Here is a 17,226-nt window from a genome sequence, read left to right as displayed (position 1 = left end):
TGAGCATCGTAGAGCGCAATATGCTGAGAGACTTCCTGCGTCAGCAGGTTAGTCGAACAGTATCCTTGGCTCATAGAGACAAGGGGTTCCTTTTTCCTTTCCGAAGGGCTTACCCGTGAAGCTAGCCAACTTTTTTGATTGCAGCACAGCGCTCCGTCAGCCTATTGCTCGAAGCGACGGTTCTTCCCGGTCATAGGAACCTCGCGCGACAGGAAGCGGATCCGCTCCATCAGACGTTTCGCCTTCATCGGTTCATCGTCGCCTCGGTTGCCCATGCGCAAATGTTCCTCCAACTGCTGCATCGTAAAGTTGGAACTGAAGAAGGTCGGCAAGTCTTCCTGCATCCGGTACTGAAGGATGACACCGAGCACTTCATCACGGATCCAGGTGGAATTGGCCTCAGCTCCGATATCGTCCAACATCAGAATCTCCGCCTTCTTCACGGCATCGATCTTTTCGTTGACCGTGTTGCTCTGGATCGCCTGCTTCATCTCCATCGTGAAGGTCGGATAATGCATCAGTGTCGTCAGATGGCCGCCCATTGCCAATTCATGCGCAATCGCACCCAACAGATAAGATTTCCCTACTCCGAAAGGCCCGTAGAAATACAACGCTTGGTGATGCTCTTTCGGATTCCCATTGAATGAATCAATAAAATTCAACGACTCCAGAATGGCGGGCATCCGCTCGTTTGATTGGACAAACCGCTCCAACGTCGCCGTACGGACATCCTTCGGCATCGACATGGAATGGACGCGGCTCCGCAATTCCTTTTCTTTTTCCCTCGCCATCGTCTCGTCCGTCGGCGTATAGACGACATCTATGTAACCGGCATTCAATACGAGGTTCGGCTCATAGCCGGGATTCTGCGATTCTTTCCCCAACCGGATCTTCTCTTTTTCCTGCACATATTCGTGCAATTTCGAATAACTTCTCTCGACGATTTCCCGCGACAGGCGCTCTTCGTGTTTCTGGAAGAACGCTTGGACATCGGCATCCTTCATGATTGTGTCGATCATGCCTTTGTAGCGCTGGCTGATTTCGGGATTATTCATATATTTGTAGAATGCTCTTCCGATATGATCCATCACTCATCCCCTGCCTTTCCGCTACTTTTTAATTTTTTGATGCGTTCATTCAATTTTTGTTGGGCTTCCGGCGTCAGCGGTGTTTCCACAACCGCTTTGTGCTCCTCTTTAGCCCAATCCGGCAAGTTTTCTTTCTTGCGCGCCACCGTTTTCCCGTAATTCTTTGCGGTCGTTCGGCTGGCTGCCCGCTTCTCCGCTTTCGCTTTCATCTCGCCGGCGAATTGTTTTGCTTTCGCCAACGCTTTTTCGGGCGAATCGACACCGTCCTGCAGCCAATCGTTTGCGATGGCTTCCACATAGGCCTTGGAAAGATGCGGATTATTGAGGATGACCAACACATAGTGCGTCAATACGTTGAGCACACTCGGTTTGAAATCAGCCTTTTCCATCAGCGTACGCAACAATTGCGTCTCCGAGGCGGTCACGATGCCGCCTTTCTGCTTTTTGATGCTGGTCAAAAATTGATGCGGCGTCAATTGTTCGCACGCCTTGATGAACGAAATCTCTTCACTGGAAAAACGCGCCTGAATCAATTTTTGTTCCCGGCCTTTTTCAGTATCTTTAGCCAGTTGGATGCTCTGGGTGACTTTGTCCTTTACTTCCAAACGGGTGCTGTGTCTCTGTTCATAGGCATCGGATACAATTTTTTTGAGCGTTTCTCCGTCTACTTTGCCGGATTCGATATCGGCGGCCTCCAGAATAAACTGGGCCATCTGAAGTTCGTCGCAACCATACAGGGTGTAGAGGATAGTGATTGTGTGCTCCAATTCCTTTGTGATGGATTCGCGTTTAACAAATTGTTTGTTCAACAACTGCCGGAAAAACGAGAAGTCAAAACCATCATTCTCGATAACGGGCAGACTTGCCGCATTATCACCCAACAACGTATTATCGTTCTGCCTCATCCGCGCTTGCTCCGTAAAGGCGCTTTCCGAGAAAGAAAAAACATCCAAAAAGGACTTGGTAATATTTTCCGCATTTTTTAGGTCGCGGACTTGCCGACTGAACCGTTGCTGCAACTCACGGTATTTCCGTTCGCCGACTTTTTCGTACAACAGCAACCCCATCAGGTCATCACTGAAAAAAGCATGACTGGACAGCGGCTGCTGCAATTCGTAAAGGTATTGCTTCTCAGGCTCGTTTACCAGAAATGTCTTCAGCAAACCGATTCCTTCCAATTTCACGCGCGCTTGATAGAACTCTTGGATTCCGCTGTTTGATAGAGCCAATAATTCGGTGTGAAGCAAATCCTTACTCCAATAGCTCTCCTGCGGAATCTCCGCAAGCAGCGTCAAATAAAGGCTGAACGCTTGCGGCCCGATGATGGGCTGATACAATTGCGTCAGGATTTTGCGGTCCACATCGGAAATTAAGTTCGTCTGGCTTGCTCTGAAAGCATCCTTAGGACTTATATTTTGCCATGGATAACTCATTGTTCATTGTCTTCCTTTCCGGGGGCTGCCTCGTGGGGAGGAGCATCGGATGGTTGGATGTCTGAAGCTTCAGCAGCCGCTTGTTCGGCTTTTTTCTTCTCCATATTCTTCAATTCATCAAGGAAGGTTTTCCGGTCCGAAAATTGGCGGTAAACACTTGCGAAACGGATGTAGGCGACATCATCAATTTTGGCCAACTTGTCCATGACGTATTCCCCGATGACGATGCTGGATACTTCGTTTTCTCCGAGCGCTCGGATTTCGGCTTCCACCTCATTGACGACAGTCTCCAGCTGTTCAAGGGCGATCGGCCGTTTTTCGCAGGAGCGGATCAATCCCCGCAACAACTTTTCACGGCTGAATTCTTCGCGCGCGCCATTTTTTTTGATGACAAGCAACGGCGTTTGCTCGATCCTTTCGAATGTAGTGAAACGGAAATGGCATTGTTCGCATTCGCGACGGCGGCGGATGGCTTTCCCGTCATCAGCCGGACGACTATCGACAACACGCGATCCGTGATAGTGACATTTTGGGCATTGCATCGGCTTTCCCCCTTTTCTTTCGTTTATTATCGCTTCATTATAACATACTTGTGGCTCAAAAACCTTGAAAAGATGGTCTTTATGGCACTTTCAGGCTACACAGTTCTATGTTTGAGCAGCCAATCGTTGACTTGTTTTTTTGTTTCTTCAATTGTTCCGGAATTGTCGATGACAAAGTCAGCCAGTTCTTTTTTCTTCTCGATCGACAGCTGACTTTGCATCCTCCGGGTAGCTTCATCCGCATCCAAATGGTTGCGGCTCATCAGCCTTTGCACTTGCAGTTCTTCTGGAACATAGACGACCATCACAGCATCGCAACTGTCCTCATACCCGCCTTCGTACAGCAATGGGATATCCAGCACAATCAGTTTGTGCCCTTCCGAAATATAACGCTCTTTTTCTGCCTGTATCCAATCATTGATGCGCTCCTTCAGCAACACATCCAGTTCTTTACGCTTCTCCCTATCCGAAAAGATCAGCGCTCCCAAACGTTTGCGATCCAACGTACCATCAGACAGCAGATAGGCTTCCCCAAAATGTTCGATGATGTCCGCTAACCCTGGTGCACCCGGAAGAACGACAGCCCTTGCTCCTAAGTCTGCATCGACAACCGGAATGCCCGCAGACAAAAACAGCTTCGCTACAGTCGATTTCCCTGTAGCGATGCTTCCTGTAAGTCCTAATATATAGCTCATGTTCGTTTATTTCGCCCCTTTGTAGGCAATATCAGTGATGTCTGGTGCCTTTGAACGCGTCTTCGGCAGTTGTTGACAATGCGGACAATAATGCGTTCCTCGCTGTGCAACCCTTATCTTTTCGATCGGATGACCACAGTTCGGACAAGGTTGCCCGGTTTGACCGTAAACGGCAAGCGAGACTTGGAATTTACCGGCCTCTCCTAACGTATTTTTGTAGGTCCGGATCGTCGACCCTCCGGCCTCCACTGATCTACTGATCACATCCATGATGGCTTCATGCAGCCTTTTGGCTGCAGCCGGGCCGATTGTATCGGCGGCTTGCAGGGGATGGATTTTAGCTTGGAAAAGTGATTCATCCGCATAAATGTTCCCGACGCCGGCCACAATGTTCTGGTCCAGGATGACCGCTTTGATTGCGCGATGCGACTTGGAAAGATCCTTTTTGAATTTGCTCAATTTGAAGAAATCCGCGGTCGGTTCCGGCCCCATTTTTTTGAAAGGTTCATACTCATCCCGCTTTTCGATCGGCAACAACGTAAATTTACCGAACTTGCGCACATCAAGGTAACGCAATTGGCGGCCATCGGCGAGATAAAAAATGACATGCGTATGCTTCTTGATCGGTTCACCGGCTTCGCTGACCTCATATTTGCCTTCCATCCGCAGATGGGAAATCATCGCCCAGTGGTCCAACAAAAAGATCAGATACTTGCCGCGGCGTTCGATGGTGTGGATCTGCTCCCCCCGCAGAACCGTCTTGAAACGTTCCGTGGAGAAAGGCGGCGTGATCATACGATCCCAAAAGACGGCTACATCTATGATGACGGCTCCTCCGACAAGGTTGATGAGTCCTTTGCGGATGGTTTCTACTTCTGGCAATTCCGGCATAAGCAGGCCCCTTTCATTTATCGGTTTGTTCCTTGTTTATTTTGCATCATACCAGCTATCTCCGGAGTTGCTGTCCACTTTGAGCGGCACAGCCAAGTCGACTGCATGCTCCATGATTTCCGGCACCAATTTTTCCAAGACCGAAATCTCTTCTTCCGGGCATTCGAAGATCAATTCATCATGCACCTGCAACAACATATTCGCTTGAAGCCCTTTTTCCTTAAGGACTTTATCCATCCGGACCATCGCCACTTTGATGATGTCGGCGGCAGTGCCTTGGATCGGCGAATTGATGGCCGTGCGTTCGGCAAAGGAGCGCAGATTGAAATTGCGGTTATGGATATCAGGTAGGTAACGGCGTCTGTGGAACAGCGTTTCGACATAACCGGTCTCTTTCGCTTCCTTGACGATATCCTCCATGAATTGCTTCACACCCGGATATTTGTCGAAATAACGGTCAATGAATTCTTGAGCAGCTTTTCGGGTGATGTTCAGGTTTTGGGACAAACCGTAGTCACTGATGCCATAAACAACACCAAAATTGACGGCTTTCGCTTGTCGGCGCAGATTGGCAGTGACGTCTTCCGGTTTCTCGATGCCGAATACACGCATCGCTGTCGAAGTATGGATATCCTGGCCTTCCAGGAAGGCTTCGCGCAGATGCTCATCCCCGGAAATATGCGCCAGCACACGCAATTCGATTTGTGAATAGTCGGAGGCGAACAGCTTCCAACCTGCTTGTTGCGGAACGAAAGCTTGTCTGATTTTCCGGCCTTCCTCCATCCGGATCGGGATGTTCTGCAGGTTCGGATCGACGGAACTCAAACGACCGGTCTGCGTCAACGTCTGTTGATAACGGGTATGGATCTTGCCGGTTTCCGGTTTGATGAATTTCAGGAGTCCCTCCACGTAGGTGGATTGCAGCTTGGCCAACTGTCGGTAGTTCAAGATGTGCTCCACGATCGGCGCTTGCGCCTGCAGCTTCTCCAATACATCCACCGCTGTCGAATAGCCCGTTTTCGTCTTTTTGATGGCGGGCAAGCCCATCTTCTCGAACAGGATGACACCCAGCTGCTTCGGTGAGTTGATGTTGAACTCCTCACCCGCCTCGGCATAGATGGTTTTTTCGATTTCAAGCAAGCGGCCGGCAAATTCCTCTTTCATTGTCAACAGGCGTTGCGGTTCCACTTTGATCCCTTGGATTTCCATGTGCGCCAAGACAAATGACAACGGCAGCTCCATTTCGTAATACAAATCTTTTTGCACGTTGCTTTCCAGTTCAGCGTTCAATTGGGCAAACAGCGCCTGGATCGCTTTCACTTTGCGCGCTAAATGGTCATGCAGTATTGCATCCTCGGGAACCGCCGTTTTAGCGCCTTTTCCGTAGATGGCCTCATCAAAGGAGACATCGTTGTAGCCGTATTCCTGGGCGACTTGCGCAAGGTCTTTGCTGTTGTCCTTCGCATTCAGGATGTAGGAAGCCAGCAGGATATCAAAGTCGATGCCTGCCAGCGCGATACCGGCGTAATGCAGCATGACCATCGTCCGTTTGCCGTCGTACACAATTTTATGGGCTCCGGCATTTTCAGCCCATTCCTTGAAAACAACACTTGCCAGCACTGTTTCCAATGAAGCTGTGTAAATCTTTTCATCCGTTCCCCAGCTGACTGCGAGGATTTTCCCGTCATGGTAGTTGTCTTCAAGCATCTCTACATACAGTGCCATCCGGTCCTTAAAATGCTCGGGACGGATCTCGGTCAGGACTTCGAAATGGATGTCCTCGAAGGATTCCGAGCGGTCTTCCGAGGCCACGCCCAGTTTGTCCAGGAAGCCATTGAAATCCATTTCGCGGTAAAAGTCGGTCAGTTTGTCGATCTGTTTGCCTTCAACCGCCAGTTCATCAAGCTTCAATGTCACCGGCGAGTCCAGATCGATTGTAGCCAAAGTTTTGCTCATGAACGCATTCTCTTTATCATTGATAAGGTTCTCTTTCATCTTGCTTTTCTTCAGTTCATCGATATGCTCGTATAGATTTTCGATGGAACCATATTCGGTCAAGAGTTTCAAAGCAGTCTTCTCGCCTACTTTAGTGACGCCCGGATAATTATCCGACGAGTCGCCCATCAGACCTTTCATGTCGATGATCTGTCTCGGTTCGATGCCGTATTCTTCACGGATGACGTCCGGGGTGTAGGATTTCAATTCCGACACGCCTTTGACGGTGATATCGACCCGGATATTATCCGTCGTCAATTGGATCATATCCTTATCGCCTGAAATGATGACGACATCATAGCCGGCTTGATCGGCCATCCGCGAGTAAGTCCCAATGATATCGTCAGCTTCATAATTGACCAATTCATACGTCTTGCCACCAAAGGCATGGACAAGGACGCCAAAATAGGGCCACTGTTCGGATAACTCCGACGGCATGCTTGCACGCCCGCCTTTGTAGTCGCCATAAAGGGCATTGCGGAAAGTCGTTTTTCCTGAATCGAATGCTACCAACAGATGCGTCGGCTCTTCTGTCTGGAAGATGCGTTCCAATATATTATTGAAGGCGTAGAGCGCGTTCGTATGCAAGCCGTTTTTGTTGCGGAACCCATCCAGATTCGGCAATCCAAAAAAGGATCTGAAAGCCACACTGCTGCCATCCACCAATAGTAATTTTTTCTTTTTATCAGTCATCTGTTAACATCCTAACTCTGCTTATTCTGAATCGTCATCTGCCATCATTGTAGGATAAACTACCTTATCGGCATTCTCCTCGACTTCAGTTCGCTCGTTCATGATCACGTTCTCTGCCTCATCAAAAATCAATTTGCGGGGTGTCTCTACGATCAATTCAGCATCCAATACTCGTTCATTTTCCATATTCGTTCCGACAACGCTGATTGTGACTTGTTCACGGCGTTCGTCCACGCGCTCCACTTCAAAGTTGAAGGTTATCATGTTGTTATGGTAGATCGGTTCGATCACATTCAAAGAAACGTCCACAATATGTGAACCCGGACCCGGTAAATGTTTGGAAACGTTGCTCGTCAAAATCCCCACCAACAATACGGTTGGCACGATCGGTTTATGAAACCGAGTCGTCTGCGAATAATCATGTTGAATATAGAGCGGGTTCCCGTCATTCGTCAACCCAAGATACAGCAAAATATCTTTGTCTTCGATGATTTCGGTGACAGTCAACGAATCCCCCTCTTGAATTTCATCAATCGATTTCCCAAGCTTTATATCTTTCAGACCCATTTTCACTTTTCCTTTCTTTGAACACATATATGTCTATCATATCAAAAACCCCGTTCCGATAAAAGCCGTTTAACCGTTTGGGCCTATTTATTCAGATAACCGGACCAAGCCCGCTCTGTCTTGCATCAAAAAAAGCCCAAGAATTGCTTCCTGGACTTTTTTGATGCATTGAATTAATTTTTTGTCGGCACACTGTGGCTCAACAGTTCTTCGTAAGCCAATTCAAACTTCTGAACATCCCCTGCACCCATGAAAATGGCGACAGCATCATGAAACTGCAAAAGCGGAGACATGTTGTTGACGTTCAACACCGTTGCGCCTTTTTCGATTTTTTCGGCCAAATCGCCGATCGAAACCTGTCCGTCCTTTTCACGAGCGGAGCCGAAGATATCGCAAAGGAAGACCTTGTCGGCCAATTCCAGCGCCTCGGCGAACTCACTAAGCAGAGCAACCGTGCGCGTGAAGGTATGCGGTTGGAAAATCGCAATGATTTCCTTTTCAGGGTATTTTTGTCTAGCTGCATCGAGTGTAGCGCGGATTTCGGATGGATGATGGGCATAATCATCGATGACGACCATATCCGAAATATATTTTTCGCTGAAGCGACGTTTTACGCCTGAGAAGGTCTTCAACTGAGCAGCAACCTTGTCTTTGTCCAATCCTTCCAACCAGCAGAATGTGAGGATGGCCAATGAGTTGAGGATGTTGTGCGTGCCGAATGACGGGATTTCAAAATGACCGAACAACTCGCCATTTATTTCCACATCGAACTGACTGCCGTTTGTGTTTTTCGTGACATTTTTGGCGACAACATCATTGTCTTCAGCGAACCCGTAAAACGTTACCGGATATTTACCTTTCAGTTCACGGACATAGGCATCCTCCCCACAAGCGATGATGCCTTTTTTCACTTGGGATGCAAACGCAGCAAACGCGCTGTAAACATCATTGATATCCTGGTAGTAATCCGGGTGATCGAAATCGATGTTCGTGATGATGGCGTAGTCCGGTGAATAGGCCAAGAAATGACGTCTGTACTCGCAAGCTTCCAACACAAAGTACTCCGCATCTTCCCGGCCGAAGCCAGTGCCGTCGCCGATCAAATAGCTAGTCGGAGCAATCCCGTCCAACACATGGGACAACAAACCGGTTGTGCTTGTTTTTCCGTGAGAACCGGTTATGGCGACGCTCGTATAGTTTTTGATCAATTCGCCTATGAAATCATGGTAGCGGATAACCGTCAAACCAAGTTCTTTCGCTTTAGCGATTTCCTCATGGGAATCAGGGAAAGCATTCCCTGCGATGACCGTCAGACCCGGTGTGATATTCGCTTCGTTGAATGGCATGATTGTGATGCTTGCATCATCCAAACCTTTTTGCGTAAAGAAATAAGTTTCGACATCGGAACCTTGGACTCTATAGCCTTTTCCATGCAGGATCAATGCCAACGCACTCATCCCGGAACCTTTGATGCCGACAAAATGATAAATCGTTTCCGTTTCCATAATTACCTCCAAATGAATAAGGAAGGTTAGTCTTTCGGCTACCTTCTGATGTTTGTGCCTCAAAACACTCTCTTAGGACATGATGACTTGCTGTCCATTTATTGAACCGGAACCAGTATAGCACGCACGAATTAAGAAAATGCATGAAATTATTTAAAATTTGATGTCAAACATGTCAATAATTTCATTATGCCACCAACCGCAGCATACAAATCAAGTTAATGTTACAATGCCATGACTAAAAATAAGAGTGACTTGCCGAATCAGCTGCCTCATGGACAAATTTCCCGGTTGCATCGTAAGAGCGTTCCTGCTCCATGATACCCAACAACGATCGGTTCATCGCCCGTTTGGATTTGCCTTCCAACGGCTGCAACTCACTTTCTCCCACGTTGTCCTCTTTCAAAACCGCATCGTCTTCAACAGGTGCACCCAATTCGAAAAGAAGCAAATCTGAGCTATTTTTTCTCAATAAGGCTGCGATCGCGCGATAGTCGATTCTCTTTTCATGCAGGTTTCCCCAACCTTTCAACGGTTCCGGTACTTCGGTCAGTTGGAAAGGTCTTCTGCTTTTATAGGATGCGAAAGGATGCATGCCCAATTCCGTGCGGCGCTCCTTCTGCTTTTCTTCCTTTAGTCTTTTTTTCTCGACTGCAAAAACATCTTCGGCAGGCTTCACAACTTTGTCCCTGAAGGAAACGAATGCCTCTTTGTTGTGGCGGATGTAAGGGACAGTATCCATCGGATGCAGCAAATCTTGTGAGATATAGGAGGACGGTTGTGCAGAATCGCCTTTTTCTTCCAGCATGCCATGCTCTTCATCCTCTTTTTTCAGGTAATTCGGAAAATCAAACTTATTTGTTGCAGGATGACTTCCATCCATCCCTGAACGATGGTCATGCCGAAAAAAACTGGGTCCATCATAGCGACTCATCCAGTCAACTCCTCTCTTGTTTTGCTTCAGGCAATGCGCTGCCTGGTTTCAATGGAATTCCTTTATTATAGTACTTCTTTTTCCGACAAAATTCCATAGGGTTATTTGAAAAACGCTGCGCCTATTGCATAGCTGTCATCCAACACAAGGATGCCTTTTTTAGGGCTTGCGTTCTCCAATTGCAATTCTTTGGCGGAACAGATCATGCCCTGGCTGGCTACGCCGCGCAATTCACCTGGCCAGATGATCAAACCACTAGGCATGACAGCGCCTGGTTTTGCCACGACGACGCGTTGGCCTTTTTTGATGTTGGCTGCACCGCAGACGATCTGCAGCACTTCACCGTTGTCCACTTCCGTTTGCGTAACGGACAGGTGGTCGGAGTCTTCATGCGGCACGCATTCCTTGACGTAACCCACAACAAATTTAGGCGAACGATCGACGACGATGGCGTCACTGAAACCTGCTGCTTGGATCAAAGCATTCACTTTTTCCGCTTCTTCATCGGATAACAGCACTTGTCCGTTTGCATCCAACGCCAGCGTGTCTGAAATCGAAAATAGATTGTAGCCCATCGTTTCATTTGTACGGTTGTTGAAAATGCGCGTCACATTGCCTTTTGATTCGCATGCTTGTTCTTGGCGGACAGCGATATCCCCTTTCGTCAACATTAATGTATCCCCGACTGCTTCACGATTATAAAAACTTAACCACATGTTATGTTTGCTCCTTTATGCTTCTTCATTTATTTTTCCCAACCGAAATAGTATCACAATTGTTCCAAAAAGGCTTCAATCTCTTTTTGCGTCTTCCGGTTGCGTGAGACGAAACGACCCAATAGTTCTCCCTCAGCATAGACGACGAAGCTCGGGATTCCGGAGATCTGTAACGCTTCACCCAGCGTGCCGAAATCATCGCGGTCTATCTCGACGAAACGAAAATCCGTAAATTTATTTTCCACCTCAGGCATGAATGGGCGGATGTAATGGCAATCCGGGCACCAACCGGTCATGAAGACGAAGACCGTTTTTCCCGAATCACGCAGTTCTTTGAATTGATCCAGATCTTTCAGTTTGTCCATAATCAAGTTCCTCCTTAGTTCATGGCCATGATCGTTTCATAAGTGCTCTTGTCCAATGCTTTGATGACTTGCGCAACCATTTCCTTGGCTGCCGCGTAATCGTCGATGTGGAACATTGTCTGATGTGTGTGAATATAGCGGGCGCAGACGCCGATGACCGCGCTAGGCACCCCGTCATTCATGACATGGGCGGCACCCGCATCCGTTCCGCCTTTGGAAACAAAATACTGATAAGGGATATCATGCGTTTCCGCTGTATCCAACAGAAATTCGCGCATCCCTTTCAAGGTGATCATGCCTGGATCCTGGATCCGCAAAAGGAAACCTTCCCCCAGATGGCCGAACGTATCCTTGGTCGTCGTCAAATCATCCGCAGCCGAGCAATCCACCGCGAAGAACAGATCCGGCTTGAACTTGTGCACGGCCCCTTTTGTTCCACGCAGTCCGACCTCTTCTTGCACGTTGGAGCCGGCTATCAAAGTGTTCGGCAACTTTTCATTTTTCAATGCTTCCAGCGTCTCCAAAACGACCGTATTCCCGTAGCGGTTGTCCCACGCTTTTGAAATGATTTTCTTCTTGTTGGCGGTCCAAATCGTTTCCACCTGGGGAACAATCGTATCTCCGGGACGGACTCCGAATGCCATCGCCTCTTCTTTTGTATCGAACCCCGCATCGAACAGGATGTCCGTCACTTTGACTTTTTTGCCTTCACCCTCCCCGCGCAATAAGTGCGGCGGAACCGAAGAGGAAATCACAGGAATATCGCCTTTGGACGTCTGCAGGGTATAGCGCTGTGCCGAAACGACATAAGCATTCCAACCGCCGAGCGGCACGACCCGGAACAATCCGCGCTCCGTGATGCCGGACACCATGAAACCCACTTCATCCATGTGTGCCGCGACCATGATGCGCGGTGCCGTTTCATCTTCATGCTCTCTGATTCCGAAAATTCCGCCCAAGCCATCCGTTTCGATGCGATCCACCAAAGGCGCCATTCTCTCGCGCATATAGTTACGGATGTTGCGTTCGTTTCCACTTGTTCCCTGCAATTCCGTCAATTCTTTGATCATAGCAAATGTTTTCTTATCCATATTTGAATGGAGCAGGGCATAAATTTAGCCTTATGCCGCTCCCGATCCCCCTTAAGTGTCTGATTATCCTATCCATTATAGCGCAGCATCCTTGTCATAGCAACGATTCCATTTGTTAAGAAAGCTTGCCTAGTACAGGAAACGTTTCCTTTGCGCATCCTGGCGCTTCTGACATTTCCCTATTATTTTTTTCGTATTATTGCTATACTGAAGGAGAAAATGAGTAAGCGCATTACTTTGAGGAGGAACATAAGATGAACTTTTTGGAAAAATGCATGTGTAAAAAACACAAAGAAGAAATCTTGGGCGGTATTCTGTTCGGTGCCGGACTCGTACTCGGTTCAGTCGTGACAGCCCTTTGCTATGAGCAGAAACGGACCGTCAACGGCGATAAAATCCTGGAAAACGTCAAAAAGATGTTCTTGGCTGAAGCTCCGATCGAAGGATCTTGGATCGAACTGCACCCCGTCCCGCTCAGTCGTTATTCTTCAAAGACGGATGTGTATTACGGTGGCATATCCCGCAAAGAGGACGGCGTGTTGGTCCAATACGAATTCATTGCTGACGCCTACACGGGAACTATCTTGGATCTTTATAAATTGTAAAAAAACAGAAAAAGGAAGGAACAAAGCTGCGAGTGCTTCGTTCCTTCCTTTTTGTCTGGGTTCTAATTTTCAGAATCAGCCGTTGCTTTTTTCGGGAACGCTGCTTCGACGCGGTAAATGCGGTCTCCTCGGGAAGAGAACTTCGCTTCGTACTCCGTCATGATGTTTCCCTCAAAGTCGCTCTTGTGCAGATCCAACCACACTTGCTTCAAAGTCATTCCGTATTGCGAGAAGCTCGCCAACGAATATTCGAATAAGCCTTGGTTATCCGTCTTGAAATGGATCTCACCACCGGAAACCAGGATCTGTTCATAGTTCTGCAGGAATTTTTTGTAGGTCAAGCGGCGTTTGTCATGTTTGGACTTTGGCCACGGATCGGAAAAGTTCAGGTAAACGCGATCCACTTCGCCCGCCTCAAAGAAATCTGCTACATTCTCTCCATCCGTATTCAGCAATTGGACATTTTTCAGACCTGATTCAATCATTTTATCGAGTGTCATGACCGCCACGCTAGTCTGGCGTTCGATTCCGATATAATTCACTTCCGGGTGCATGCGGGCCATCTCGACAATGAACTGTCCCTTGCCTGAGCCGATTTCCACATGGATTGGTTGGCTATTGCCGAAACGTTCCTGCCATTTCCCTTTCCAATCCGCTGGTTCCATCACAACATATTGGGTACTTTCAGCCAATTTTTCGGCAGCCCATGGTTTATTTCTTACGCGCATAATTCTCCTCTTTCTTATCTGTTTTTTTCAAAAAAAGAAATCCTTTCCGTTCGTATGATGACGAAGAGGATTTCATAAGTAACTATTCAAGCGATTCTGATAGAGCTGTTTCAGCAACAGAATCAGTTGATTCATTTCCACATTGCGTTCCTGGGAATGGCTCTTTTTGATCAAGCAGAGGCACACCATCATGCTGTACCACTCCAAACGGCGTTCCATATTGTCATTCATCTGCAAGCCATACTGCTCCAACCATACTCTCCATTCTTCATGGGGAACGTATTGTACCAGCAAGGTACTGATGTCAGAGAACGGATCGGCAATTTTGACCATTTCCCAATCCACCAGATACAACCGGTCTTCCTCATCCAGCAGGAAATTTTTCCGATTCACGTCTCCGTGGCAGACCGTTTTTTGCGAGTCGTCGATGCTGGCGATGCTGTTCTTCACATATTCAGCAGCTTGTTGCAGTACTGAATTGGATTTAAGGTCATCCGGCAGATCCGCCACATACAGGTTGTAGAAATTGATCGGGTTGAAAATTTCGCCTTTTACCTTCTGAAGCATCTTCAGGAGGTTTTCGGAATGATGGATGCGATGCAGGATATCCCGAACGCTCTGCCCTCTCATTTCATCCGGATTCAACTCCCTGCCGTTGAGCCATTCTTGAGCTGTCAGGACGTCCCCATTGCCGACCCTTTTGGTCCAGATCAACCGCGGCGTGATCCCCTCAACAGAAAGCGCGGCTAAGAAAGGTGAAGAGTTTCTTTTCAAAAAGACTCTTTCCTCGGCTCTGGTGCCCATATAAGCTTGTCCTGTGTCTCCTCCGATGGGATGTAGCCGCCACCCTGAGTCCATTTTATAATCCATCGAGCTCATTCCTTACTCTGTCTTTAGTTTTGAAAAGCGGTACAAGCCCGCTCTGCCTCGAAAGAAATTTAGGAAATCTGGCCTCGCAACGTTCCCTGCGGTCACCTTGTACTGGGAATCTAAGGGATGAATCCCTAAGACTCCCATGCAAATGAGCATCGCAGAGCGCAATGGGTCAGATTTATCTAATTTCCGAGAGGCAGGCTTGGACCGCTAGACATCTTTTTAGGTGCATGAAATATTTTGCAAACTTGTGATGCACCAAAGGTGATGCACTTTTAATTTGATAAATTTATATCATTGAAAAGAAGGAGCCGGGACGAAAGCCCCAGCTATCTCGGTCTGCTCTTCTGTTCATACGCTACTTGTTCATTTGGCGACGTAGCTCGTTTAGCTCTGAAAGCGCAACGGTCCTCGCTCGCATACAATTCTTATTTTAGATTTCTTTACATATTCAGTCAAGAATATTCCATAGGGTTTCGCAACTGAATCTATTATAATCTGCAGATCAGTAATTTGTCGTTTCTCTTTTTCGAGTACGTCCGCCTGTATAAAACTGAATGAATAGCCACACGAAACCGGCGTTCAAGCCGACTGCAGCCAAGCCCATCTGCCAACTGTTGTTGATGAAGATGATTCCCGCAAAGAGAAAGCCTTCCACTCCCAATAGGTAAGCCAGAAAATGCTTGAATCCGGCGAATTTATCTTCGTGCTGCGTCGGATATAGCCGATACAGCATATTATCATTGAAATGGAAATACAGCGGCAACAGCTGAAAGCCTGTCAAGTAAAGGAACAACAGACTGAGGCCTAGAGAAAATCCGGCTGATGGCGTAAACAGAAGCAGCAGCGCTCCGATTACCAATAAGCGGAAAAACAAGCCGCTGTAATCTGTCCCACGCAAAAATGCCCGCGCATATAAATACTGATAGGAATTACTGTTGCCTTCAATCTGACGCAACAAGCCGTCGAAATATTTTCTTCTTTTTGCTTTGCTCTTCACTTGAGGAACATCTGTGAAAAGATTGATGATTCGGTTTACGCGTGCTTTTCGTTGTTCTTCCGAGGCGATCATCTGCTCCCATTGATAGAGCGGATAGCGCGCCTCATACGCCACTTGTACTTTTTTACGCAGAAACATAGTATACAGCGTTACAAGTACCGACGCAACCCATGGATTGAAAAATATCGCGATAGTGACCGATAATATCGCCGCGCATGCCAGATACAGTTTGTTTTTTCGCCGGATCTTCTTATCGCCTATCTTCAGACTCAACTCCTGGAGGTCCAAATCGACGATTTTTAAGAGGAACAAAATTGCATAAATCGGCAGGAAATCATTTGCTCCGATTGTTCTTCCCGCAAAAAGCATCGGCATAGCCGCGGCTGCCAGAAAGAATAAGAGAATCGCCGGAAGGATCAAGCTGTATTTTTTCGTTTTGCTGAAATAGCTCCCCCATTCCTTTTCCTTAGCCAAAAGGAATACTTGGTCGGCCGGCTCCAAAAAGGTCGCCAGCTTACCGATAAAAATGCTGCCGGAAAAAATAGCTACTATCAGAAGCTTTCCCCAAAGGAAATCCGGTGTCACGGTTTTCACGAATTCGGAATATTGATAAGCCAAAGCGCCCAACAGAAAGAGGAGCACGAGGACGAAATGATCATTGAAGATATATTTGCTGTAGCGGCTAAATTTTTTCAGGTGCAGTTGCTGCCTTCTTTTCCAGATACTGTCCAAGTTCATGGTTGCGCCACTTCTTTCGTCAAGCTGATGTAAAGCTCATCGAGACTTGCTCCCGGCATACCCATTTCATGCTGCAGGTCTACCATCGTGCCTGTCACTTTGACCTCACCATGGTGCAGCAGGACGAAATTATCACATTCTTTCTCGGCAGACGCCAATACATGCGTGGACATCAGAATAGCTGCACCTTGCGCTTTTTTCTCCCTGACCATCTCCAGGAACGAGTGGATGCCAAGCGGATCCAGACCCAGGAATGGTTCATCGATGACGTATACCGGCACATCCAACATGAACGCGCAAACGATCATCACTTTTTGCTTCATGCCTTTTGAAAAATAAGCCGGAAACCAGTCCAGCTTGTCCTCCAGACGAAAATCCCGGATATAGCGCATCGCCTTTTCCATGGCGACTGCTTCCGTGATTCCGTAGGCCATCGCCGTTATTTCCAGATGTTCCCTTAAGGTGAGCTCTTCATAGAGCACCGGCGTCTCCGGAATAAAAGCGAAGGACTGACGATATCGTTCTGTATCCTCGCGCAATGTCCGGCCATCGATCGCAATCTTTCCGCTGAAAGGCATCATCAGACCGATGATGTGTTTGATGGTCGTACTCTTGCCTGCTCCGTTCAATCCGATCAATCCAGTCAGTTCACCAGCTTTGACCTCAAAATTTATATTTTTTATGACGGGCAATTGTGTATAGCCGCCCGTGACATTCTCCAATAATAGTGACATTTAACCGTCCCTTTCACATGCGTTTGTGCCTTA

Annotated in this window: 17 protein-coding genes; 1 reads left to right on the top strand and 16 read right to left on the bottom strand. The window is 47.6% G+C overall.

The features are described 5' to 3' along the window. Positions 1–161: 161 nt before the first annotated feature. The 12 genes from dnaI to pepA form a co-directional block, all read right to left on the bottom strand. Positions 162–1,088, bottom strand: a complete 927-nt coding sequence (gene dnaI / locus ACKPCD_RS06745) for a primosomal protein DnaI (protein ID WP_321434453.1) — start codon at positions 1,086–1,088, stop codon at positions 162–164. Then, on the bottom strand, positions 1,088–2,521 hold the full coding sequence (locus tag ACKPCD_RS06740; RefSeq protein ID WP_321434452.1) for a replication initiation and membrane attachment family protein: 1,434 nt from the start codon (positions 2,519–2,521) through the stop codon (positions 1,088–1,090). The genes dnaI and ACKPCD_RS06740 overlap by 1 nt, the downstream gene beginning before the upstream one ends. Next, entirely contained in the window at positions 2,518–3,063 is a 546-nt protein-coding gene (gene nrdR / locus ACKPCD_RS06735; protein ID WP_321434451.1) for a transcriptional regulator NrdR, read from the bottom strand. The genes ACKPCD_RS06740 and nrdR overlap by 4 nt, the downstream gene beginning before the upstream one ends. 95 nt (positions 3,064–3,158) lie before the next feature. Then, positions 3,159–3,758 carry a dephospho-CoA kinase gene (gene coaE / locus ACKPCD_RS06730; protein WP_068559915.1) on the bottom strand — a complete coding sequence of 200 codons (600 nt, stop codon included), beginning with the start codon at positions 3,756–3,758 and terminating at the stop codon, positions 3,159–3,161. Between the two features lie 6 nt (positions 3,759–3,764). After that, positions 3,765–4,649, bottom strand: coding sequence for a DNA-formamidopyrimidine glycosylase (gene mutM / locus ACKPCD_RS06725; protein ID WP_321434450.1), 885 nt, complete (start codon positions 4,647–4,649; stop codon positions 3,765–3,767). 36 nt (positions 4,650–4,685) lie between these two features. Beyond that, the gene (gene polA, locus ACKPCD_RS06720; RefSeq protein WP_321434449.1) at positions 4,686–7,337 is read right to left on the bottom strand and encodes a DNA polymerase I; all 2,652 of its coding nucleotides are present in this window, start codon (positions 7,335–7,337) and stop codon (positions 4,686–4,688) included. Between the two features lie 21 nt (positions 7,338–7,358). Next, a complete protein-coding gene (locus ACKPCD_RS06715; RefSeq protein WP_407702685.1) occupies positions 7,359–7,904 on the bottom strand; it encodes a MaoC/PaaZ C-terminal domain-containing protein in 546 nt (181 codons plus the stop codon). Positions 7,905–8,077: 173 nt separating this feature from the next. After that, on the bottom strand, positions 8,078–9,409 hold the full coding sequence (gene murC, locus ACKPCD_RS06710) for a UDP-N-acetylmuramate--L-alanine ligase (protein WP_086988294.1): 1,332 nt from the start codon (positions 9,407–9,409) through the stop codon (positions 8,078–8,080). 238 nt (positions 9,410–9,647) lie between these two features. Next, entirely contained in the window at positions 9,648–10,343 is a 696-nt protein-coding gene (locus ACKPCD_RS06705; RefSeq protein WP_321434448.1) for a hypothetical protein, read from the bottom strand. 101 nt (positions 10,344–10,444) lie between these two features. Further along, entirely contained in the window at positions 10,445–11,059 is a 615-nt protein-coding gene (gene ytpR / locus ACKPCD_RS06700) for a YtpR family tRNA-binding protein (RefSeq protein WP_321434447.1), read from the bottom strand. Positions 11,060–11,112: 53 nt separating this feature from the next. Continuing rightward, positions 11,113–11,424, bottom strand: a complete 312-nt coding sequence (locus tag ACKPCD_RS06695) for a thioredoxin family protein (protein WP_086988291.1) — start codon at positions 11,422–11,424, stop codon at positions 11,113–11,115. A gap of 14 nt (positions 11,425–11,438) precedes the next feature. Further along, positions 11,439–12,515, bottom strand: a complete 1,077-nt coding sequence (gene pepA / locus ACKPCD_RS06690) for a glutamyl aminopeptidase (protein ID WP_321434446.1) — start codon at positions 12,513–12,515, stop codon at positions 11,439–11,441. Between the two features lie 254 nt (positions 12,516–12,769). Here pepA and ACKPCD_RS06685 point away from each other — a divergent pair, with 254 nt between their 5' ends. Further along, complete coding sequence (locus ACKPCD_RS06685; RefSeq protein WP_232309280.1) at positions 12,770–13,120, top strand: PepSY domain-containing protein; 351 nt, start codon at positions 12,770–12,772, stop codon at positions 13,118–13,120. A 62-nt stretch (positions 13,121–13,182) separates the two neighbouring features. Here ACKPCD_RS06685 and trmB read toward each other — a convergent pair whose 3' ends face one another. The 4 genes from trmB to ACKPCD_RS06665 all read right to left on the bottom strand — a co-directional run bounded on the left by trmB (position 13,183) and on the right by ACKPCD_RS06665 (position 17,193). After that, on the bottom strand, positions 13,183–13,848 hold the full coding sequence (gene trmB, locus ACKPCD_RS06680; RefSeq protein WP_068559896.1) for a tRNA (guanosine(46)-N7)-methyltransferase TrmB: 666 nt from the start codon (positions 13,846–13,848) through the stop codon (positions 13,183–13,185). Between the two features lie 72 nt (positions 13,849–13,920). Then, positions 13,921–14,718, bottom strand: coding sequence for a phosphotransferase (locus ACKPCD_RS06675; protein ID WP_321434445.1), 798 nt, complete (start codon positions 14,716–14,718; stop codon positions 13,921–13,923). Positions 14,719–15,226: 508 nt separating this feature from the next. Beyond that, complete coding sequence (locus tag ACKPCD_RS06670) at positions 15,227–16,459, bottom strand: ABC transporter permease (protein ID WP_321434444.1); 1,233 nt, start codon at positions 16,457–16,459, stop codon at positions 15,227–15,229. Then, positions 16,456–17,193, bottom strand: a complete 738-nt coding sequence (locus tag ACKPCD_RS06665; RefSeq protein ID WP_276645608.1) for an ABC transporter ATP-binding protein — start codon at positions 17,191–17,193, stop codon at positions 16,456–16,458. The genes ACKPCD_RS06670 and ACKPCD_RS06665 overlap by 4 nt, the downstream gene beginning before the upstream one ends. Positions 17,194–17,226 lie beyond the last annotated feature (33 nt).

Source organism: Trichococcus flocculiformis, from assembly GCF_963662535.1.
Classification (GTDB): domain Bacteria; phylum Bacillota; class Bacilli; order Lactobacillales; family Aerococcaceae; genus Trichococcus; species Trichococcus flocculiformis.
Note: the sequence above shows the minus strand (reverse complement) of the source record. Positions and strands in the feature narration are given on the sequence as shown.